Genomic DNA, 21582 nt, shown 5'->3' with positions numbered 1-21582 from the left:
GGGGCTACATTATTTTATTCGGAGATAATTCTAGTAAATATACTTTAGGGTTGAGGTTTCTGACCAGGTTATTCAAAATCAATAAAACCTTGTAAGTTTAACTACCAGGAGAGGGCTGTTTTTCTTTTGTTATATTATATTTTTTTGTATTCTATCCTAATGTATAGACTTGTTTGCCCGCCGGATGGCAAAGACAACTTTAATCTCTGGCAGAAGTGGCTCTCAAATCTGGCAGAGGCGGCACTTTTTTGGCTGTAATCATTAATATAAGCCGTTGACAATAAACTTCTGTGCCTTCAATATAGTGTTCCAATTCACCATCATTTCTTTAAAACCTTTTAATGAAAATAAATGCAAACAATCCAATTCAGTTGCAAATTGGATTGTTTGTCAGTTTCCTAATTTAGTATTTATACTCTCAAACCGATCTCGTTTAACTTTTAATTAGTTGTGTTTTTTCCAACCAATCAGCAAAGAAACTCCTCAAATAACTAAATGTAAATGGCCGCCTAAAATATAGAAAGCCAGTTAATATAAAGGCCCTCTAATGAATAGTATAAATTCAATCGTGTTTCCTAAAAACATATGTTTTCAAAAAGGATAGGGCTATTTTGCCCTATCCACCAAACTCAATTTCTAACTTTCATCTCTCTAGCCATTAAGTATTTATAATATCTTTAACGCTGGAAACAATCTGTGAAATTCGCAACAATAAACAATCAAAGTTAAATACAAAATCTCCCTATATTGTTATCACACTTTTTCTTACTCCTCCATATAAACTACTCACAGCTATTGGGCATACTCTTAGCTACTGTTTAATACATAATACTGTTTAGGATTTGTATTAAACCAAGTAAATTCGTACAAAATAAATATCAGGACGGGAGGGTTTTTCTTGTGAGCGTACTTATTGCTAAAAACCTTTTAGACAGGATTCACCTTAATAATGAAAAATTATTGCAAAACATTGACTATGAGAATAAAGATATTGAATATCAACAACTATATAAGGCATTTTGGTTGTGTAATTTAAGAATTAAAAACGCAATAGAATTTTTAGAAATCATAAGGCCTGAAGAACATGATTAATTTCTTTTAGTCTTCTCCTCATTAATTTATTTCGAAGATTTCGTATGTAAATTAATTCATCATTTCCCACGCCATAGTGTTGCATTAAAATAATATTATCAGTATAGTCTAATATCTCCTCAATTGATCGACCTTCTTTAAATAAATTATCTAAATGGGTAAATTCTTCTTCTCCAATTTCACAATACGGTAAGGGGAGACGTTTAAACTCGTTGGGAGTTAACTCTAAAACTCCTCCTCCATAATAACGCCCTTCCAACTCGCTCATTAATAAAGTAAAGGAATTATAGAAGCTAAAAACCAAGCTATGTATTCTATATCCCTCCTTCATAGTAATTCTGTAACCATTATCTGTTGTCAATACGTTTGCTGAATTAACTATAATTTTTGGATATAAATGCGATCGTTTAAAAAAAATACCTTCTGGAGCCTCTAAGTAGGGAACTTTAAACCAGGGAAATCTATTTTTAGATTTATATCTCAAGTGAATTTCTTTCTTAAGGCCCACTTCCAAATACTTTCTTAATTGCCCCTGATAATCATGGATATTTTTCTTATTAAAAATAAGCAAATAAATTGGATGCCCTCGTTTTTCTAAGGAAGTAATATGATCGACCGTTAAATTAATCCCTTTTTCAAGATATGAACTTTTTTTCAAAATTGGAAAACTTATATCTGACAAATTATATTTCAATTGATTCTGCTTGTTAACAATGAAATAATCATTAGCAGCCGTGACTATTCCTGCTGTTGCAGTACAATAGTCACTAACCTTATTAAAACTATTTGCTACAGTATCGATGAGTTTTAATTCAGATCTTGAAAGTAAATAGTTAGACCATTTTTTTTGACTATTATAGTCGACTATACTATAAGGAATTAATTTCACTTTATTCCTTATCACACTTAAATCATCTATTTCATAATAGTTAACACTTTTCGACACACCTTTTTTCGAGGCGATGAAAATAATGACGTCTTGTTGAATTTTTTCAAATACTAGTTCATTAAATAAGAAAATTTTTATTTCACTAAAATTGTCAAATAGATATCTTCTCAGCTCACTCGAATAATTAACCTGAAGTAATTCAGAAGGTAATACAAAACAGAGAGTCCCATTTTGTTCTAACATAAACATAGATTTTAAGATAAAACTCATCCAAATGTTGTTAAACCCTCTAGGGTTTAACTGGTGTTCAGAAAAAATTGAAATACTACTATCTATCTGTTCTTCTGATAGCAATTTTTTATTTATATATGGTGGATTTCCAATAATGAGATCATATTTATTCCCCGAGGAGTTATAGTTTAAAAAATCAGTGGCAAAGTAATTTAACTCACTGTTATCTCTAGTAAGTTTGTGAAGCTTTACCTTTTCTAATTCTTCTTTGTTTTTCTCCACAACATCAATTTGAAGAGTTACATCTTGGGGTATTAAGGTGCTCTTTAATAATGATTTTATGAAAATACCATCGCCACTACTGGGCTCCAACATTTTCATCTTATTTTTATAGAAACTATATTCACTGAAAATCTCATTTACTATATATTCCGCAAGATATCCAGGAGTGTAATATGCTCCATTCTCTTTCTTATCACTCATCAACTAACGTCTCCAACGATATAGTATAAAAACTCATCAAATTCTAAGCTTAATTCTCCATATAAACTGAGTAATCTTTTATATTTAGCATCATCTTTACAATTCTCCATCTTGTCTTTAACTCTCTTTTTAACCAGGGCTAACCTAGTTAAATTCCACAATACTCTATGACGCTCAAGGTAAAATTTCAGTCTTTTATACATATACTTGCTTATTTGTTTGTTCTCCTCACAAATTATATTGCCATAAGGATCACGATAAAAATGCGTAACATATTCTTCTAATAGAGGATTGATGTATCCTATATTATTTACAATATTAATATTTTCATCTGTTGATGGCCAATCATCGCCTTTATTAAGGTTACAAAATGGACATGAATAAATTAAGTTTTCATAGGTATGTGTCAAATGTGGAAATTTTGATTTTGGAGCAAAATGATCGATGTGATATACCTTTATTCCACCTATCCACCCATCAAAAGCATCGCAGTAACCGCATCGGTTATTGAAATCCTTTGCTAAATTGTCTTTATAACTTCGATAGTTAGAATAAGTTTTAATACAATTCCTTACCGGATTTTTTTCTCTTATTGGATTTTTAATAATCATAACTTTTCTACTTCCTCTAATAGTTTTTCAGTTTTTTCTAGCAGGCTTTCTATCCTGTCTTGATAAAATTTGGTTTTTACGCTATAGGCTAACGCATCTTTCTTACTTACATGTTTTTCAATAACGGAATCTAATTCAATCATTCTTTCCTGCTGTTTCAAGGTAGGAGAAGCAATTCTTTTTAAATCAAGCAACTCTGCTTCAGCTTTTTTAATCATTTGATTAAAGTTTTCGACTTGTCTATTTATTCTTCTATTTAAAAAAGAGGGATCATTAAAGTATTCGGATTTGTCATAAATCTTATTCACATCAATTAAATCTTGTTCTGCATTGTCACCAAAGGCAGTTAGTATAAATGATGGATAGTTTTCTATATAATCCTCTAGTTTCATGACTAAATCGACACCAGTGTATCTTATATGAGGTTTTGTTGTACTTAGTTTATAATCTACAACAAGGGCACTTACTTTTAATCCAATAATCTCTTGTACCATTTGTTCTATATCCTCAATTAAAGGCACTTCAACAAATTTAAAACTCGCTTGTCTGGCTTTCCGTTTTATTCTATTGATGTTTTGTTGCTCATCATCTATTACACCTACATAAAAACTCATTCATATACCATCCCTTCATCCTTACGTAATGGTAAAGTAATTTTGATTCCAAACCCCGGTCTTTTTTTAGTAATTTCCACTGTACCTCTATATTCTTCAACAGTAGATTTTACAATCCACATACCTAAGCCTGTTCCTACTTCTCTACCTAGAGCATCCCTCTTGGTTGTATAAAAGGATTCAAAAATCTCATTTTCATTTTTTATATCATTTGATAATCCAGGACCCGAATCCTCATATAGTATGTGTAATTTATTTTCTTCTACCTTGAAGTCAATATTAATAATTCGAACTTCGGATGCATCTTCCCTTTGAAAAGCATCTACTGAATTTGCAATTAAATTATTAAATATACTATCAATATCAATAGGAAAAACCCTTATAAAGCATCGTTTTTTCTCAGTCTTCGGAACTTTTAAGTTAACGACTGAATATGAAAGAGAGCGTCTCCATACTTTTTCAAAATCATTAAAAACAGCATACAAATCCAATTTTTTGCGTGTTCTTTTATCTTTTCTTATTGCGTCAAGTGAAAAATCCAGCCAATTTTTAAGCCTGGAATCTTGTTCTCTAAATTCTTTTATTAATGTAAATGGATTATCTTCATTATTCAGGCCTTTTAATGTACTTTCTGGAACTATATCTGTAAGTATCTCAATTAATTCATCTGTCCGAGGAAGAATGTTTGCACTAATATTTTTTAACTCGTGGGCAAATGAAGTTATCACTAACCCAGTACTCCCGAGAGCCCTCAACATTTTCATCTCCGAGATTAATTCTTCCTTTTCCTTTTCAAAGTCCAAGACTCGCTCAGCAAGAACTCTTGTTTGAAAATCAAGAGAATTTTTGACCTTTTCATAATCAATATTATCGAAAGTACCTTGAGTTTTTTGAATGACCTTATTTGCTATTTGCTTAGCTTCTCTTCTTTTTCTCTCACTCTCGTTATTCTTTGAATATAAATCATCCATGGCTCTCATAACCGTTTGTCTATCAGTTTCGAAAAGCCGTACAATATTTATTATAAGATTTTTAAATAAAACAAATACATCGTTTTCCTGTAGTCCTTCTCGACTTGATTTATCCTCAAAATTAATATTTGTCAACCTTGATATATTTATAGATCCTGATAATTGGTTTGGTCTAACTCTCCATTTACCTAATTTATGAGTTGGTGCAGCTGGACTTTTGTCAGCTCTATCACCCAGATTAAGCCAATCAAATGAGCTACTTTCTATCTCACCGTAAGGCCGGATTCTAAACATATCTCTAAATAATTTTATTCCTCCAAATTTATTTAGCCAGTCATTACGTAATTTGGGATTAAAATCATTGTAAAAAAACTTACTTTTATCTACTCTGGAATAATTTTTTTTCATAAAGTAGAGTGTGAAATCAAAAACGCCTATATCGTAAATTAGATCACCTTTATAGCCTGGAACAAGGTCTGTTATGTCATATTCCCTCTCATAAAAACCCTTTTCGAATACTTCTCGTGTATAAGGAAATGATTTAAGAGACGGTATTGAATAAAGATTTTCATCAATCAAAGTTGTGTTAAATTCACTTCTATAAGTAGCAACTTTAATCTTTCTCTCTTCAGTGAACTCAGCAAATATTTTGTAATCAAAATCATCACAAATTGAGTTTTCGATCCGCCTGTACTTTTTGGGATTGTTATTATCCATTAAGTATATTTCAAATATTTTTTGTTCTTTTGGTGGTATTAGCGTTTCTAAATTGGCATAAATTTTTTCGATCATTTGATTTTTCCAATCATCTCTTAAATTGCTTATCTTAATTATAGTTCCTTTAGTAAATTCATGTTTTGTAAAATTTTCTATCGCCGATTCATCCCAGTCTTTAAGAACTTCGACAACTTCATCATAAAAATAAGGATTATTAATATCTTCTAATTGTGCTTTTACCTCATTTATGGTCTCTTTCTCTTCAAAATCTCCCCAACAAACATTCCACTTATATCCTTTATTTTTACCTTTAGGAACTGTTATCATTTCACAGTTGTTCCCCAATCGGTCAAGGGCAAACCTGCCTATACCTTTAGCACCAGTCCTAATTCTCCCTTGATCACTATAAACATTTTTCTCTTTATGATTAGTACCAATAGTCATCCAATAATCTTCGATAATTTTATCCGTCATTCCAACTCCGTTGTCAATTATAAAAATGTTATTTAAGCCTTGTAGGAGTTGTTCTAGAGCATTAAAATCATTCTGATCATATGCCTCCTTAAGGACATATTTTGCTCCTTTTCTATTATATAAAGTAGAAATTAATTTTGAGATAGAAATATTTGCACTAAATTTTTTTACATCTACCCAGCTAAATTCTTCTGGTACAGTTGTATATTTTATGTCAAATAGAATTATGCAGATAGTGCTATCGGCATCGTAACAATTTTTTACGAGTTCAATTATGGCACCATCCGCATTCGTAACATTCTCTCTACCAATAAGCCTGGCCGTGCGTGCTGATACCTTGAATGGTAAAGCCCTCATTTTTATCTCCCCCTAATGATGAAGACGATTGACGGTAATTTATTTCCATATACATAATTCTACTATATTTTTACTCAAGTGGAGTAAAATGTTTAAAAACATGATAAATTCCAATACATATTGAATTTATTGAGTGCAAAAATTTGTTCCTCATAGAGAATGAAAATTTGTTTGGTTAGCCAATCTATCTCTCCCTTCCCTCTCCTTCCTGGATTAATTATTGAATTTTTGCTTGGAAAGAATTTTTTCTTTTTCTTTTTCTTTTTGCCAAAGTAGCCTTTCCTTCCAATATCAGAAAACAAATTACAATGGATGCAATTGCACAAAAAGACTGTCCCTTAAACTTCTCCTTTTCCCAAATTTCCTACCGGTTTTTTCTTCAAAACAAATAGGGAAACCAGTTTCACTTGTTCTATTCTTAATAGTAATCATCCATTGACGATTACACTTGCCAATCAACCATATTTTTTTTGACTACCTTATCCAATCTCTTTAACCTTCAAGTCTTCAATCTTTTAGTAATCCCACTCGGATAACAAATGGTCCTTACCATTTTCTAACCCCCATGGATATAAGCTTTTCTTCATTGATTCATACTCTTTTGAACTGATTAATCATAAATTTAATCTCTCCATTTCTCTTCATTTGTAATATCATTAAATTTACTTCGCTTTGTATTTTATTTAAATCGAGATTTAGGAGCTAATTAGAGTACAATCAGTGATAACAGCTTCAACAAAGAATAGATAGAAAATTACTAAAGAATCTTCCTTAGCTACTTGATTTCGTGTAAAAAGCACACCCTATTTCATTACGATTATCCCATGATAGTTTCATCCCTGGCCTGTTGGCTTTAAAAAGGAACTCCCGTCCACTCACACCACGTACGTACGGTTCGGTTCAATAACTTAAGTATCGGCGCTCATAAAGATGGTTCAGGTCTTTCAGACCCCACTTTATGAGCGTTTCTGATTTGATTGCTTTGTGGAGTGTTTCGCTTTTGGATACACGCCAATATCCCTTCCGGGAATTTGCTACTGTCCAGGCTTCTACATGCCAGATGCCAAGTCTGCGAAGCTGGCGATACTTCGTCCCAATCTTCTTCCATCGTTTCCAGATCAGCTGGCCCAACCGATGGTTGAGCCATTTGGCCAGCGATCGGATATACATTTTCATTAATCCGATACCGTAATAATTGATCCAGCCTACCGTCACTTGGTTAACCTCTTTGGCAATCTCATCAAAACGGCCCGGACGGTTCCCTTTTGTAATGCTCCTTAACTTGGCTTTGAACCGTTTCTTGGCCGAATGATGGGGGCTACATCCGATACCTTTAGTGGTAGGATGTAGACAGAAGCCAAGAAACTTCAGCTTGGTCGGAGAACCGACTTGGCTTATCTCTTGGTTCACTGTCAGCTTCAGGTCATCCTCAAGGAATCTAGAGATACTTTCCAGTACCTGCTCTCCAGCTCTTCGGCTTTTGGCATAGATACAGAAGTCATCCGCAAACCGGACAAACTTATGTCGCCGTCTCTCCAGTTCCCTGTCCAATTGATTCAGGTAGACATTGCTGAGAAGGGGTGACAATACGCCTTCTTGCAGAGCACCCTTTTCTGTCGGACTGATAAGTCCGCCTTTCATGATGCCGCTCTTAAGGAATTTCCATATCAGTTTCAGGACTATAGGGTCACTGATGAACTCCTTGACTTACTCCATTAATTTCTGGTGGTGGATGGTGTCGAAGTAACTTTTTAGGTCACAATCCAAGACTACCTTGTAACCTTGTTTCTAGTACTCGATAGATTTCTTGATTGCCTGGTGCTGGTTTCTCTGTGGACGAAATCCGAAGCTCAATTCCGAAAAGTACGGGTCAATGAGTTTTCCAATCACTTGAAATATGGCTTGTTGGACCATACGGTCGCGGACACATGGAATGCCTAATTTCCGCTTTGACCCATCTGAATTAAATTGGAGCAAAATTCTGTAAAATTGTCAAAATTCCTAGTACATTTTAAAGACAAAGTACCTATTTTAACTCCTTTGGCGTTAATTTATAGTTGGGAAAATAGTAAAACACGAACTTAAAAATGTTTGCTTTTAAATAAATAAGAGTGCAATAATATTGTTTTGGTGTGCTTATAATAAATAAAATGTGACATTTTATTACAAGAACTAGAGTTTAAGAGTATGAAAAAATAATTAATACAGTTAAGAATAATAAAAAACTGTATCCCTTAAAAAAAGGAATACAGCTTTGTTGTATTGCTGGTTGTTGAGTATCCGCTTCATTTCGCGCAATCATAGCCGAAATACTTGAAGCTAAGGAAGCAGCTTATTAACAGTTAGGCTCTTAAATAAATCCTCAAATTCTTTTTCTGTATGTCAACAAGGAATTCAATGATTCTTTTTTGTGCCTTTCTAACCTTCTCCTCATCGATTTCATCAGTATGTGGGTGATAGATGAATTCAATCCTTTTTCCGATTCTGCTCACCTCAGTAATTTATTGTACGAGGCGTTTTGTCTCCTATACGTTAAATCTGGATTTAAGTGACTTTACAACTAATAAATTCGCAACCGGATTATCTGACACAATAAAGATTTCTTGATATTGAGGATATTTCCCAACAATTTCTTCATATGTGCCTCTGTCTTTAATCAGTTCGGGTTTGTAATTAAAGCATTTAGCATGTTGAATTTGCATAAACATAGTGTCGGTGTATACTAAATCATCTCTTTTGAAAGGCTTGGTACAAACCATACAATGAGGCTGCACTTTTTCATTAACCAAAAATACCCTCTCCTTTGCATAAACATATTCTTTATTGTGTATGTCTTGGATGCAGGTGTTAATAAATTGCAGCTGTATATTTCATCCCCCAATACTCCCATCATAACGGAAAAAGCTGGGTTGCAGAGGTCGAAATTTTGTACGTTTTATGTATTCAACTATAAGTTGACACCAGATGCGAGAGCTTGGGATGGTAATATAGGGTGATAACGGCCACAGGTTTTTACCACCTCTGCCATCTTTTTTACCACCCTTTGACAAAGAGTTTACCAGCCTCTGCCAACGCTTTACCAAAAGGCTTCAATTTCAAACAGAAACAGAGTTAATTCGTATATCCGCCACCATTGACTTAACTTTTGTCCGTGTTGTGGGACTATAGCAGGTGTGGCAAAAATAATGCCTAAAAGGCACACCTGCTCAAACAGGATAACACGGACAAATCGATTCTAAGCATTCGCTGGCGGGGCCCCGACCCCTTCCACCAAACGCAAAGAATCGGGCGTTACAGTCAATGGCAAGCAGCTACGCTGTGGCTCTGTTAATTGGCGGCTGTTTCATAAGTGGCTCTCAGCTCGGCAAATGGTGGCTCTATTTTCCTGCAATCGATGGCCTAAAAATCCGCTTAAGTGGCTCATTTCATCAGCAATAATCACTTTTCTAGGGGTACTGGTAAGTTACTTGTCATTCGATGGTATACTTCTTGTCATTCATTGGTACAAACTATGTCATTAGTGGTACATTTAGGTGGCCGTAATCAAATATAGGTGAATTTGCTGAAATAATATTCCGGCCAGAAGCCTTTCACACAAATGATATCCAATACTTAAGAACTCTTGCTCAATGTCTGGAAGCTGATAATATCAATCAAAAAATATTTTTAATTTGCTTTGAGGTTAAAAACCTCACAGCTGAACAATTAAAGAGACTCCATTTGTGGACCGAAAGTGAGTTTACGTTAATTGGTCGAAATGAGGTCTTTGATTTTCAGCAGGCTTCCTATGCAGCATAAAGAATTATTTAAAAAAGCCTTATTCCATTTTAGTATTTTGGAATAAGGCTCTTTTTGACGAAAATTACTGTTGCAGTTTTCTTCAAAGAATGGACCACACTTACAATATCATTAACAATGTTATCATCAAACAACACATATACCCCTTCATGATGAAGTGCAACAAATGGTTGATCCAAGAGTTTTCCTGGCTCTAGATTCACACTTAGATAATCAATTTTCATATTGATAAAATTGATTTGATTCGAGTTCAAATTGGTCCTTTGCAACAGCTCGGCAAACCCATCTTGCGTTTCACTTCTTTCAAGCTAACTAACCCAGGTACAAATAATCCAAAGGAGTATTCGTCCCAATGTAGAAAATTCCTTATCGAATTGATCCTCTCTGACAACCTGCTCCTTTTAAAGCATATCTCGAAAACCTCAATGTCGGTAAGGGTTATTGGTCTGTTCCTCTTGAGTTTTTGGATGGCGATATGATCCTACTAACTTTTTTTACTTATACAATACTAGCTCTGATCGTCGAGCAATTTATTTATATCAGCATTAACAGCACTTCTTAGCGATTTTAAAGTGTGAAAAGAGGGATAACATTTACCTTTTTCTATATCACTTAGGGTCCCTTGAGAAATTCCTAATAATTTTGCAAACTCAGCTTGTGTATAAAAATTTTCTATTCGAATGGTTTTTATACGCTCACCAATTGATATCATAATTTAAACTCCTTATCAGAGACCTTTTAAGCGTATAGAAAATTACCGACTTTATTACTAATAACCGACTCTATTTTTCGATTACCAACTTTATTTTTTACAAACACTAAGAATATCCTATTCTATAACCCTACTCAACTGTCACGGATTTTGCCAAATTTCTTGGCTTGTCGACGTCACAGTCGCGGTGAAGGGCTGCGTAATAGGCTAAGAGCTGCAAAGGTATGACAGAGATAAGCGGTGTTAATTGTTCATGGACGGCTGGTAGTACGAAGCTGTCTTCGTCATGCTCCAGTCCCTTCATGGAAATAATGCAAGGGTTGGCTCCGCGGGCTGCCACTTCTTTTACGTTGCCGCGGATGCTCAGGTTAACTTTTTCCTGGGTGGCCAATGCGATGACCGGCGTTCCTTCCTCAATCAGAGCGATTGTGCCGTGCTTCAATTCGCCGCCGGCAAAACCCTCCGCCTGAATGTAGGAAATCTCTTTCAGTTTCAGGGCGCCTTCCAGGCCAACATAGAAATCTACGGCCCTGCCGATAAAGAAGGCATTTCTTGTAACAGATAGGAACTCACGGGCAATCAGCTCGATGATTTCCTTCGAATCGCAAAGCACTTCCATCGCATTGGCGACAATCCCGAGTTCCTGGACAAGGTCAAAACCGATTTCAAAGCCGCGGCTCTTCGCTGCTACTTCCGCGACAATTGCCAGGACGGCAAGCTGAGCGGTATAGGCTTTTGTCGAGGCAACCGCGATTTCAGGGCCTGCATGAAGCAGCAGGGTGAAATTCGCTTCACGGGAAAGGGTCGAGCCAGGCACGTTTGTAATCGTCAGCGCGCGGTGGCCCATTTCTTTTACCTGGACAAGGACGGCCCGGCTATCGGCTGTCTCGCCGCTTTGAGAAATAAACACAAACAATGGCTTTTCGGATAGAAGCGGCATATTGTAGCCAAATTCACTCGAAATATGAACTTCCACCGGAATTTTTGCCATGGTTTCAATCAGCTGTTTCCCGACAAGTCCTGCATGGTAAGATGTGCCCGCCGCGATGATATAAATCCTGTCAGCATCATTGATTGCTTCGACAATTTCCCGTTCGATTGACAATTGGCCGTTTCCATCTTGATACTTCTGGATGATTTTCCTCATGACAAGCGGCTGCTCGTCAATTTCCTTCAGCATATAGTGAGGGTAAGTTCCCTTTTCGATATCACTTGCATCGAGTTCAGCCTTGTATGGCGCGCGGCTGATGGTTTCTCCATCGAGGTTCTGGATGATGGCTTCATCCTTTTTCACGAGGACGATTTCCTTGTCCATCAGCTCGACAAACTGGTCTGTTACCTGCAACATCGCCATCGCATCACTTGCGACAACATTGAATGTATCGCCAAGTCCGACGAGCAGCGGGCTTTTATTTTTGGCCACATAAATGGTCTCTTTATCATGTTCATCAAGCAGGGCAAGCGCGTACGAACCTTTGAGCATGGTAAGTGTCTTGCGGAAGGCTTCCAGCGTGCTCAAGCCTTCTTTTGCAAAAAGATCAATCATCTGGACGATGACTTCTGTATCGGTATCACTTTTTAGCTCAACATCTCGCAGGTATTCGCGTTCCAGCTCGGAGTAGTTTTCAATGACTCCGTTATGGACGAGCGTGTACCGGCCGCTGCCGCTTTGATGAGGATGTGCGTTACGGGTACTTGGCGCTCCATGGGTTGCCCAGCGGGTGTGCCCGATCCCTGCATTCGCTTCAATGCCAAGGTCGACAATTCCCCTTAGGTCGGCAATCCGGCCTTTCTCCCTGAATACCCGGATGCCTTCTCCGTTCATTACAGCAATCCCGGCTGAATCATAGCCGCGATATTCAAGCTTTTCCAGGCCTTTTAGCAAAATTTCCTTCGAATCCTGATTTCCTATATATCCAACGATTCCACACATATTCTTTCCTCCTGTTACTAAGAGGGCAAGACAGTGCCGAGGGCAATGCCTGCCCCCTTATCTCCGTAATCTATTCAATGATTGGGATGCCTTTGCAAAACATCCTTTTCCTGTGCAGCCTGCTTCCCTTTGTCCATTGAGTCGCCTCAATGATTTAAGGAGCAGGAAAACGGCCGTGCACTTGCGGCCGGGAGGCATCCGCCGAAACATTCGATAAACCTCCACCTCGTCAACTAACCTTATCTCCGTCCGGGTTAGTTCTGGCGCTTTAAAATTGGTGTGAACCTCTGTCCACCTTTCTATCTTTGAATGAATTTGGAATTAATTTGGAAAAATACCAAATTGGCAAACAAGCAAAATTCATGTTACAGGAGAAATAGAAATCCGTCAAGGTGTAAAGTTCCTCCTGACTTTACCCAAAACAACCCGCCGAAAAACGGAATCCGCTTCTAATAAAATATGCATAAGAGAACGGAATCGTTCCCTTATGCATATCATAAGGCTGCTGCCTATTCCTTCAATCCCATTTCCGCTTCAACGACTTCGGCAATCCGATGTACATAATCGCGGCACAGTTCTTCCGTTGGAGCTTCTGCCATGACACGAACAAGAGGCTCAGTACCAGACGGACGAACGAGGATCCGTCCATCGCCAGCCATTTCCGCTTCAACCTGCTCAATAACCGCCATTACCTTTTCATTATCCGTCACATGGTATTTATCAGTCACACGGATATTGACGAGCAGCTGCGGGAATTTCTGAATTTCATTCGCCAGCTCGGAAAGCGGCTTTTTTGTCGCCTTCATAATATTGACAAGCTGTAGGCCAGTAAGTAAGCCATCGCCAGTTGTATTGTAATCCAGGAAGATAATATGGCCGGATTGCTCGCCGCCAAGATTGTAGCCGTTCTTCTTCATTTCTTCGACCACATAACGGTCGCCAACAGCAGTCTGTACACTTTGGATCCCGTTCCGCTCCAGGCCTTTATAGAATCCGATGTTGCTCATGACTGTTGATACAACGGTGGATTGCTTCAGCCTGTTCTGCTCATTCAGGTATTTTCCGCAAATATACATGATCTGGTCGCCATCCACGACAGCGCCTGTTTCATCAATCGCAATCAGCCTGTCGCCGTCACCGTCAAATGCAAGGCCGATATCCGCGCCTTTTTCTTTAAGGAAAGCGGCCAGTGCTTCAGGGTGTGTAGAGCCGACTCCCGCGTTAATATTCAACCCATTTGGCGAAGCTCCCATTGTCGACAAGTCGGCATCCAGGTCTGCGAACAGATGGGTTGCCAGTGAGGAAGTAGCACCATGCGCGCAGTCAAGAGCTACATGGATGCCCGAGAAATCTTCATCAACCGTTTGCTTCAAGTATTGAAGGTACTTTTGCCCGCCTTCAAAATAGTCATTCACAAGTCCGAGTGCTTCACCCACTGGGCGTGGCAACTTATCTTCCGGAAGGTCCATCAGCTGTTCAATTTCATTTTCCTGTTCATCAGAAAGCTTGAACCCATCCGGACCAAAAAATTTGATCCCGTTGTCTTCCACCGGATTGTGCGAGGCGGAAATCATGACCCCTGCCTGCGCGCCAAGCGCTTTCGTCAAATAGGCAACCCCTGGTGTGGAAATAACGCCGAGCCTCATGACTTCAGCTCCGATGGAAAGCAAGCCAGCCACTAGGGCTCCCTCAAGCATATGGCCAGAAATCCGTGTATCGCGGCCAATAATTACCTTCGGCCTTTCTTTATCTTTTGTAAGGACAAATCCTCCGAATCTCCCAAGTTTAAATGCAAGTTCCGGTGTAAGTTCACTATTCGCGACTCCGCGTACTCCGTCAGTACCAAAATATTTTCCCATTATACAATCGCTCCTCCTGATCAATCCAAATCCAAAATATTAAGCATCCGTATTGTTTGTAATTTTTATCGTCGCTGTTGACTTGGCCATTCTCCAGGAAACATCTTTAGGCCCCTCTACCTGAATGTCAACATCATGCTCTCCTTCGTTCAATCCCGACAATTCTACAAAGAGCCTGAAGTCGCCTGGGCCAAGCGAATTAATCTTATCAGATGATCCATAGACAAGAAGGCTTGTATTGCCTGCGGCTGGGTCTGTAAATTCCGCCCTTTGATCGGGTGAAAGTCCTCTAATGTTGACCGGGATAGAGGAAATATTCTTTTCTTCCTCTTTAGTCCGTACCTTGACCGTCACCTTAACCAATTCAGGGGAAACCGAGATGACCCCGTCAGGAATGATGACTGGCACAGATACAGTACCGCTTTCCTTTATTTTACTCAAATCAACTTCCGCCCTTACAGATTTCACAGAAGCCAGCACATCCTCGTCAGCGGTGATGACTGCCTGTTTTGCATCAGCATTGATCGATTCAAGTGCAAGTCCATCCGGCAGGGCGCCTTTTTGAATCAGTTGAATTGGGACTTGTTTTGTCATACTTCTAACCGGAATGGTGACCTCGACACTATCTGGTTCCACAATGACATCAAGCTTGTTCAGTTCCCTGTCGAAAACCTTGATCTTCGCGTTTCTCGTTGTTGTTTCCACCAATGGCTCTTTAATATCTACAGTAGCTTTGACATAAGTAATACTGTCAATGATATCTCTTGCTCCGGTGATTTTCACTTTATCCGGACTGACCTTTGGAGGCGAAGCGCCAAAGCCGTCCTTGACCAGGGAAGTATTATACTCAGCCTCGACACTGAATTCCCTCGTAATCCTTTCCTGAATGGAAATCGTGACAGACGAAGGAGAAATGGAAGCCTGCAGCTTGTCCGACAGATCCCTTACCTTCAGTTTGACTGTTTTCGTACCAATTTCAGCACCGGTCAAATCCACATACACTTCAAAGTTCTTCAGTGTTTTTGCATTTTGCACATGGCTCTTTGGACCCGCCACAGTCAAATCAACCGTCTCCGGTAAGCCGGTGACAATCAAGTTTTTCGTATCATAATAGGCACTGACCGGAACGTCTTTTATCGTTTCTGTCGTTTCATCGCCAGGTACATATTTTTCATTCAGCTTGTTCCCGTCTGAATCTGGCGTAGGGACGGATGAATAGAGCAGGAATGCGAGTAGCAGGGCGACAACTTTTACAAACCAGCTGTTATCAAGCATTTTATCCATTTTTCTTCATCCTCCAATTCCAAAGGTTTGAAGAGGAAGCTTTCTCTTTTTCCTTCCCTACTATTTCAGTGGTGATCATTTCCTTGAAAGTATCTCTGCTTAAGTCACGGTACAGTTCCCCGTTTTTCGTGAGTGAGATGCCCCCGGTTTCCTCTGATACAATAATCGTGATACTATCGGTGACCTCACTGATACCCAGTGCGGCCCGGTGCCGCGTCCCGAGCTCTTTTGAAATGAACGGGCTTTCTGACAAAGGCAGGTAGCAGGCCGCAGCGGCCACATTATTTTTTTGCAAAATAACCGCCCCATCATGCAGTGGGGTATTTGGAATAAAAATATTGATCAGCAATTCAGATGATATTTTGCCATCCACCCGGATCCCGGTTTCAATATAGTCCGACATTCCTGTTTCCCGTTCCATCGATATAAGGGCGCCAATTCTCCGTTTGGCCATATAGTCTGTAGCCTTGATAATCGCATTTGCGGTCTTTTCGAGTTCTTCCTCTTCCTGCCCGCCTGTTCTGGAGAAAAAGCGTCCACGGCCAAGCTGCTCGAGCGCCCGCCTAAGTTCCGGCTGGAAGATGATGATTATCGCCAGAAAACCCCAGGTAATAATGTTGTCCACAATCCAGCTTAATGTTCTCAATCCTAGGAAATCACTAAAGAGCTTAACCAGCAGAATGACGAAAATCCCTTTTAAGAGCTGGACTGCCTTTGTTCCCTTTATGAGCATGATGAGTTTATATACGACATACCAGATAATGGCGATATCCACAATGCTCGCCAAATAACGGAAAATGTTGAAGTCTCCAAAAGGCATTGGCTTTCCTCCGGTCATTTATTTAAAGAGGCCCTGACAGGCTGACTATATTTTTCAAGGCAATCTTTCTATGCCTGCTTGCGTAATAGTATACGTAACCCCCTGCTATTTAATGGGGTTTCCGTATGGTTATGTAACTTTTATATTATATCATAAAATGATTCCGGACGAATCACTGGCGCTGCAAAACCGGAGGGTTCCCAAAAAGTGCAGAAAAATGAAAAATAGCCTCCAGATAGCGGTGGCTATTTTTCATCTGTTCCCTTTTCGCCGTCCAAGCTAAACAAATCTAATGCGGTTTTTTTAATCTGGTACCAGATCCAGTCGAACGCTTTGTCTACCTTTTCAATTTTTCCGGTTACATGCCCCGCTGACGCAAGATACTGCTCGCCGTTTATGACGGTAACATTTCCCTGAACTTCGCCTTCAATTTTAATGTCGCCGTTTTTGACCACTAAATCGCCTTTGACAACTTTTCCAGCCGGAACTATGACGGTCTCATGATCAATGACGACCTGGTCGGCATTTGTTGTTGAAAAATCCCGGTCGCTATCCCAGGCGGTAAACAGGCTTCCGGTCATCAGAACGATGAAGACAGCAGCGGCGGTGACCATTGGATGCCGTTTCATCCAACGCTGGAAGCTGATCTTTTTCTTTTCTTTAGGAAGCTTTGCCAGGACTGATGCAGTAAAGTTCTCTGGCGCATGGACATTGGCAGTACTTTGAATCAGCGCAACTGTTTTATTCATCTCCTGAAAGAGAGCCTGGCAGTCTTTACATTTGCCCAGATGCTCCCTTAGCACCCGTTCATTCTCGGGTTCTAAATCATCATCAAAATATTCATGCATATAGACGATAATTTCTTCGGGACAGTTCACATTGTTCACCTCTTATACATGTCTTAATTGCTTTCTTAATGCTTCCCGCCCTCTATGGATCCTCGTTTTTACCGTCCCCAGCGGCAAATCGAGTATTTCGCTTATTTCATTCAAGGATAACTCCTCAATATATTTTAATACGATCACAGACCTGTATTTTTCGGGCAGTTTCAAAATTTCTTCCTGAATGGTTTCGTGCAGCTCCATCATTTCCACTTCCTTTTCAGGAAGGGGTGTATCTGAAGAGATTCGGGAATAAAGGGTCAATCCCTCTGTCCCTGCCACTTCGGCATCAAGATAATAATCCGGCTTTTTCTTTCGGATTCTGTCAATGCAAAGATTGGTCGCAATCCGATAAAGCCAAGTCGAGAATTTATATTCTTGATTAAAATTGTGAATATTTACATAAGCGCGGATAAATGCTTCCTGGGCGATATCCTCCGCTTCGTGCCTGTTTCCCAACATGCGGTAGCCAAGCTGAAACAATTTATCCTTATACAATTCCACAATTTCAGCAAACGCATCCTGGTCGCCTTTTTTAATTTGTTTTATTCTTTTTTTAACAAGTGCATCCAATTTTTTACCTCCGCCTCTAATTGCGGCTATGTATAGTACGAACCGCTTGCAAAAAAGTTTCATTTTGGATAAAACAATTTTAATAAAATCTTACCATATCTGTCAGCGATAGGTTTGGATTTTCCTCATAAAGGACATAAAAATAGTAATTTACGGAAAGGACTTGGTTATTATGTGCATTCAGCTTACAAAACTGGCCAGTGAAATTGAAAATTCCAGAAATCAAATGGTCCAGCTGGCAAACAACTATTCGCTAACCGACCATAACGTTATCGAGGCAAGCGTGAAATTGGACTCACTGCTAAACACATATTATGTTTTAGTAAACCAAAAACATTAAAAGACTTTCGGGTGCTGATTCCCGCATATTAAAAAACCAGCTTTCCCCATAACCACTAGAGGGAATGCTGGTTTCTTCTTTTTATTACTTACTAATAGCTTAGAGAAGATTTTCCCCAAATAACGAACCCATTAATTCAACCGCTACTTTCGCAGTCTTATTTCTCTCATCAAGAATAGGATTGACTTCAACAAATTCCGCGGAAGTTATGATTTCCGCCTCAGCGAGCATTTCCATTGCCAAATGGCTCTCCCGATAAGTAATCCCGCCAATAACCGGTGTTCCCACTCCCGGTGCATCCAGGGGATCAAGGCCATCCAGATCAAGAGAAAGATGAACCCCATCTGTTCTGTCCTTTAAGTAGGAAATCGTCTCCTCCATCACCCTTGCCATGCCCATTCGGTCAATTTCATGCATGGTATAGACTTTAATGCCAGTTTCTTTTATTAATTCCTTTTCACCGTCATCCAGTGCCCTCGCCCCTATGATGACTACATTCTCAGGTTTTACTTTCGGGCTGTATCCTCCCAATTCCGTCAACAACTTATGGCCAATCCCTAAACTGACTGCGAGAGGCATACCATGGATGTTTCCGGATGGGGACGTTTCTGCTGTATTCAAATCACCATGGGCATCATACCAAATTACGCCCATATTTTTATAATGTTTTGAAACACCCGCAAGTGTCCCGATGGCAATGCTATGGTCGCCTCCAAGGATTAGCGGGAATGAACCCTTTTCGACCACTTTATCGACTTCAGCTGCCAGCTTCTCATTCTTTTTAGTGATTAACTCCAAATTTCTCAGCTTCGACTGCTGATCAATGACGACCTCTGGCCGGCCGACAGGGATATCCCCTAAATCTTCAATTTCATCAAATAAGCTTTTGAGCCTGTCGACGACTTCCGCGTAACGTATTGCACTCGGCCCCATATCAACTCCCCGGCGCAATTGCCCCAGGTCCATAGGCATGCCGATAATAGACAATTTTTTCATTTATACTCCCCCTTAATGTCTTAATTTTAACCGCTTACATCCAAATGACTCAACTTGACATTATTATGCATATAAATACATCCTTAACGAAGCATTTCCATCCACCATAGGGTACAGCGTTATTTGGATGTTGGCTTTGCTGCTTTTATACGACTTCGTTGCTATTTGTTTGGCTTTACTGTCGATGAGATTGAATTCTATTCGACCGCAGAGTAGATTTTTATTTGCTGCGGGCGTTTAGAGCTCTTCTATTCGACCGCAGAGCAGAATTTTAAATGCTGCGGGCGTTTAGAACATTCATATTCGACCGGAGAGAACATTTTTATTTGGAACAAAGTCGTATTGGTTACGAGCTTTGAGATTGCTTCTATCCAAACATACAAAGAAGCCTTAAATCTAAAAAGATTTAAGGCAGAATGGTCTTTATGTAAAATGATGGTGGAGCCTAGCGGGATCGAACCGCTGACCTCCTGCGTGCAAAGCAGGCGCTCTCCCAGCTGAGCTAAGGCCCCGGAGAATGGAGCGGAAGACGGGATTCGAACCCGCGACCCCCACCTTGGCAAGGTGGTGTTCTACCACTGAACTACTTCCGCGTTCGATAGTATTATAACGAAAAAATTTTTATTAGACAAGAATTTAAATGAGCCATGAAGGACTCGAACCTTCGACCCTCTGATTAAAAGTCAGATGCTCTACCGACTGAGCTAATGGCTCAAACAAAAAAAAGTTCCCTAAATCCATTAAGCATCTAGCCGTCTGCTCCGCAGAACTTCCGTCCTGCTACGCAACTCGCAGCTGGTTCATAGAAGCGTTGCTCGTCTCTACCAACTGAGCTAATGGCTCGAGTACAAAAATAAAAAAAGACTGGGCTAGCTGGATTCGAACCAACGAATGACGGAGTCAAAGTCCGTTGCCTTACCGCTTGGCTATAGCCCAATAATAGTATGGTTTCCTAATACAGTTTTCCAATACAACTTAAAAAGAACATACATAGTATTGCTCTTTTGGATGAAACCTATTCAGAAAATGGTGGTGGGGGACGGATTCGAACCGCCGAACCCGGAGGGAGCGGATTTACAGTCCGCCGCGTTTAGCCACTTCGCTACCCCACCAAAAAATGGTGCCGGCTAGAGGACTTGAACCCCCAACCTACTGATTACAAGTCAGTTGCTCTACCAATTGAGCTAAACCGGCATAAGAAGTATTAAATATATTAGAAATAATGGAGGATGACGGGATCGAACCGCCGACCCTCTGCTTGTAAGGCAGATGCTCTCCCAGCTGAGCTAATCCTCCAAATGGTGACCCCTACGGGATTCGAACCCGTGTTACCGCCGTGAAAGGGCGGTGTCTTAACCGCTTGACCAAGGGGCCGATATTTAAAAAGCTTCCAAGCGGGCTCGAACCGCTGACCTCTTCCTTACCATGGAAGTGCTCTACCTACTGAGCTATGGAAGCATTAATAAGTAAAGATATATTGGCTCCGCAGGTAGGACTCGAACCTACGACCGATCGGTTAACAGCCGATTGCTCTACCACTGAGCTACTGCGGAATAAGTAAGTTTACCTATATTCAGAGGCGTATACAACTCGCAGCCGATTCTTGGAAATATCGCTCCAACCTATTCATGAGCTGCACAAAATAAAATCAAAGCCCGGCAGCGTCCTACTCTCACAGGGGCAAGGCCCCAACTACCATCGGCGCTGAGAAGCTTAACTTCCGTGTTCGGGATGGGAACGGGTGTGGCCTTCTCGCCATAACTGCCAGACAATGAATCAGACATATTTTATTATAATGTCTTTTTTGTTTTTTTCAAGGAAAATTTCATTCCCTCAAAACTGGATAATTAGAAGAAGTTTGAAGAACGAATGATCATTTTGAATTGGTTAAGTCCTCGATCTATTAGTATCAGTCAGCTCCACGCGTCGCCGCGCTTCCACCTCTGA

Annotated in this window: 16 protein-coding genes, 10 tRNA genes, 1 rRNA gene and 1 other annotated feature (1 of these 28 cut by a window edge); of the genes, 2 read left to right on the top strand and 25 right to left on the bottom strand. The window is 39.6% G+C overall.

The window, feature by feature from the left end; all coding sequences use genetic code 11:
- Positions 1-900 precede the first annotated feature (900 nt).
- Positions 901-1092: a hypothetical protein gene (locus BN1002_RS00515; protein WP_048823071.1), complete on the top strand. Its 192-nt coding sequence runs from the start codon at positions 901-903 to the stop codon at positions 1090-1092.
- On the opposite strand, the gene BN1002_RS00510 is transcribed toward BN1002_RS00515, so the two are convergent.
- From BN1002_RS00510 to sigW, 13 genes are all read right to left on the bottom strand, one after another.
- Entirely contained in the window at positions 1067-2695 is a 1629-nt protein-coding gene (locus BN1002_RS00510) for an Eco57I restriction-modification methylase domain-containing protein (RefSeq protein ID WP_048823069.1), read from the bottom strand. The genes BN1002_RS00515 and BN1002_RS00510 overlap by 26 nt on opposite strands.
- Positions 2695-3306, bottom strand: a complete 612-nt coding sequence (locus BN1002_RS00505) for an HNH endonuclease (protein WP_048823068.1) — start codon at positions 3304-3306, stop codon at positions 2695-2697. The genes BN1002_RS00510 and BN1002_RS00505 overlap by 1 nt, the downstream gene beginning before the upstream one ends.
- The gene (locus tag BN1002_RS00500; protein WP_048823067.1) at positions 3303-3920 is read right to left on the bottom strand and encodes a hypothetical protein; all 618 of its coding nucleotides are present in this window, start codon (positions 3918-3920) and stop codon (positions 3303-3305) included. Before BN1002_RS00500 ends, BN1002_RS00505 begins: the two co-directional genes overlap by 4 nt.
- A complete protein-coding gene (locus BN1002_RS00495; RefSeq protein WP_048823066.1) occupies positions 3917-6439 on the bottom strand; it encodes a sensor histidine kinase in 2523 nt (840 codons plus the stop codon). The genes BN1002_RS00500 and BN1002_RS00495 overlap by 4 nt, the downstream gene beginning before the upstream one ends.
- A gap of 900 nt (positions 6440-7339) precedes the next feature.
- Positions 7340-8116 carry a group II intron maturase-specific domain-containing protein gene (locus tag BN1002_RS00485; RefSeq protein ID WP_331386403.1) on the bottom strand — a complete coding sequence of 259 codons (777 nt, stop codon included), beginning with the start codon at positions 8114-8116 and terminating at the stop codon, positions 7340-7342.
- A gap of 848 nt (positions 8117-8964) precedes the next feature.
- Positions 8965-9228, bottom strand: coding sequence for a hypothetical protein (locus BN1002_RS00480; protein WP_048823063.1), 264 nt, complete (start codon positions 9226-9228; stop codon positions 8965-8967).
- A 1517-nt stretch (positions 9229-10745) separates the two neighbouring features.
- A complete protein-coding gene (locus BN1002_RS00475) occupies positions 10746-10949 on the bottom strand; it encodes a helix-turn-helix domain-containing protein (protein WP_048823062.1) in 204 nt (67 codons plus the stop codon).
- A 130-nt stretch (positions 10950-11079) separates the two neighbouring features.
- A complete protein-coding gene (gene glmS, locus BN1002_RS00470) occupies positions 11080-12882 on the bottom strand; it encodes a glutamine--fructose-6-phosphate transaminase (isomerizing) (RefSeq protein ID WP_048823061.1) in 1803 nt (600 codons plus the stop codon).
- Between the two features lie 509 nt (positions 12883-13391).
- Positions 13392-14741, bottom strand: a complete 1350-nt coding sequence (gene glmM / locus BN1002_RS00465) for a phosphoglucosamine mutase (protein WP_048823060.1) — start codon at positions 14739-14741, stop codon at positions 13392-13394.
- A 39-nt stretch (positions 14742-14780) separates the two neighbouring features.
- Entirely contained in the window at positions 14781-16025 is a 1245-nt protein-coding gene (locus BN1002_RS00460; protein ID WP_048823058.1) for a CdaR family protein, read from the bottom strand.
- On the bottom strand, positions 16018-16845 hold the full coding sequence (cdaA, locus tag BN1002_RS00455; RefSeq protein WP_048823056.1) for a diadenylate cyclase CdaA: 828 nt from the start codon (positions 16843-16845) through the stop codon (positions 16018-16020). The genes BN1002_RS00460 and cdaA overlap by 8 nt, the downstream gene beginning before the upstream one ends.
- Before the next feature lie 245 nt (positions 16846-17090).
- Complete coding sequence (locus BN1002_RS00450) at positions 17091-17723, bottom strand: anti-sigma factor family protein (protein ID WP_048823053.1); 633 nt, start codon at positions 17721-17723, stop codon at positions 17091-17093.
- 12 nt (positions 17724-17735) lie between these two features.
- Positions 17736-18299 carry an RNA polymerase sigma factor SigW gene (sigW, locus tag BN1002_RS00445; RefSeq protein ID WP_048823052.1) on the bottom strand — a complete coding sequence of 188 codons (564 nt, stop codon included), beginning with the start codon at positions 18297-18299 and terminating at the stop codon, positions 17736-17738.
- 172 nt (positions 18300-18471) lie between these two features.
- On the opposite strand from sigW, the gene BN1002_RS24315 reads away from it, so the two are divergent.
- The gene (locus tag BN1002_RS24315) at positions 18472-18639 is read left to right on the top strand and encodes an aspartyl-phosphate phosphatase Spo0E family protein (protein WP_082036051.1); all 168 of its coding nucleotides are present in this window, start codon (positions 18472-18474) and stop codon (positions 18637-18639) included.
- A 99-nt stretch (positions 18640-18738) separates the two neighbouring features.
- Here the strand turns inward: BN1002_RS24315 and rocF are convergent, their stop codons facing one another.
- The 12 genes from rocF to rrf all read right to left on the bottom strand — a co-directional run bounded on the left by rocF (position 18739) and on the right by rrf (position 21404).
- Entirely contained in the window at positions 18739-19635 is an 897-nt protein-coding gene (gene rocF, locus BN1002_RS00440; RefSeq protein ID WP_048823050.1) for an arginase, read from the bottom strand.
- A gap of 436 nt (positions 19636-20071) precedes the next feature.
- Positions 20072-20147: transfer RNA gene (locus tag BN1002_RS00435), tRNA-Ala, on the bottom strand.
- 6 nt (positions 20148-20153) lie between these two features.
- Positions 20154-20228, bottom strand: a tRNA-Gly gene (locus tag BN1002_RS00430).
- 48 nt (positions 20229-20276) lie between these two features.
- Positions 20277-20349, bottom strand: a tRNA-Lys gene (locus BN1002_RS00425).
- Between the two features lie 150 nt (positions 20350-20499).
- Positions 20500-20571, bottom strand: a tRNA-Gln gene (locus BN1002_RS00420).
- 91 nt (positions 20572-20662) lie between these two features.
- Positions 20663-20747: transfer RNA gene (locus BN1002_RS00415), tRNA-Tyr, on the bottom strand.
- A gap of 6 nt (positions 20748-20753) precedes the next feature.
- A tRNA-Thr gene (locus tag BN1002_RS00410) sits at positions 20754-20829 on the bottom strand.
- 29 nt (positions 20830-20858) lie between these two features.
- A tRNA-Val gene (locus BN1002_RS00405) sits at positions 20859-20931 on the bottom strand.
- 3 nt (positions 20932-20934) lie between these two features.
- Positions 20935-21009, bottom strand: a tRNA-Glu gene (locus BN1002_RS00400).
- Positions 21010-21020: 11 nt separating this feature from the next.
- A tRNA-Thr gene (locus tag BN1002_RS00395) sits at positions 21021-21093 on the bottom strand.
- A 20-nt stretch (positions 21094-21113) separates the two neighbouring features.
- A tRNA-Asn gene (locus BN1002_RS00390) sits at positions 21114-21188 on the bottom strand.
- Between the two features lie 100 nt (positions 21189-21288).
- Positions 21289-21404 (bottom strand): 5S ribosomal RNA (rrf, locus tag BN1002_RS00385).
- A 126-nt stretch (positions 21405-21530) separates the two neighbouring features.
- Positions 21531-21582 (bottom strand) — a sequence feature (23S ribosomal RNA rRNA prediction is too short); it runs 48 nt beyond the window's last position.

It is taken from the genome of Bacillus sp. B-jedd (genome assembly GCF_000821085.1).
Taxonomy (GTDB): Bacteria; Bacillota; Bacilli; order Bacillales; family Cytobacillaceae; genus Bacillus_D.
This window is presented reverse-complemented; position numbering and strand designations above follow the sequence as displayed.

What these genes read in the sequence shown, in the direction of transcription:
- BN1002_RS00510 (WP_048823069.1), bottom strand. Translation starts at nt 2,695, where the DNA reads ATGAGTGATAAGAAAGAGAATGGAGCATATTACACTCCTGGATATCTT.
- BN1002_RS00505 (WP_048823068.1), bottom strand. Translation starts at nt 3,306, where the DNA reads ATGATTATTAAAAATCCAATAAGAGAAAAAAATCCGGTAAGGAATTGT.
- BN1002_RS00500 (WP_048823067.1), bottom strand. Translation starts at nt 3,920, where the DNA reads ATGAGTTTTTATGTAGGTGTAATAGATGATGAGCAACAAAACATCAAT.
- BN1002_RS00495 (WP_048823066.1), bottom strand. Translation starts at nt 6,439, where the DNA reads ATGAGGGCTTTACCATTCAAGGTATCAGCACGCACGGCCAGGCTTATT.
- BN1002_RS00475 (WP_048823062.1), bottom strand. Translation starts at nt 10,949, where the DNA reads ATGATATCAATTGGTGAGCGTATAAAAACCATTCGAATAGAAAATTTT.
- glmS (WP_048823061.1), bottom strand. Translation starts at nt 12,882, where the DNA reads ATGTGTGGAATCGTTGGATATATAGGAAATCAGGATTCGAAGGAAATT.
- glmM (WP_048823060.1), bottom strand. Translation starts at nt 14,741, where the DNA reads ATGGGAAAATATTTTGGTACTGACGGAGTACGCGGAGTCGCGAATAGT.
- BN1002_RS00460 (WP_048823058.1), bottom strand. Translation starts at nt 16,025, where the DNA reads ATGGATAAAATGCTTGATAACAGCTGGTTTGTAAAAGTTGTCGCCCTG.
- cdaA (WP_048823056.1), bottom strand. Translation starts at nt 16,845, where the DNA reads ATGCCTTTTGGAGACTTCAACATTTTCCGTTATTTGGCGAGCATTGTG.
- BN1002_RS24315 (WP_082036051.1), top strand. Translation starts at nt 18,472, where the DNA reads ATGTGCATTCAGCTTACAAAACTGGCCAGTGAAATTGAAAATTCCAGA.
- rocF (WP_048823050.1), bottom strand. Translation starts at nt 19,635, where the DNA reads ATGAAAAAATTGTCTATTATCGGCATGCCTATGGACCTGGGGCAATTG.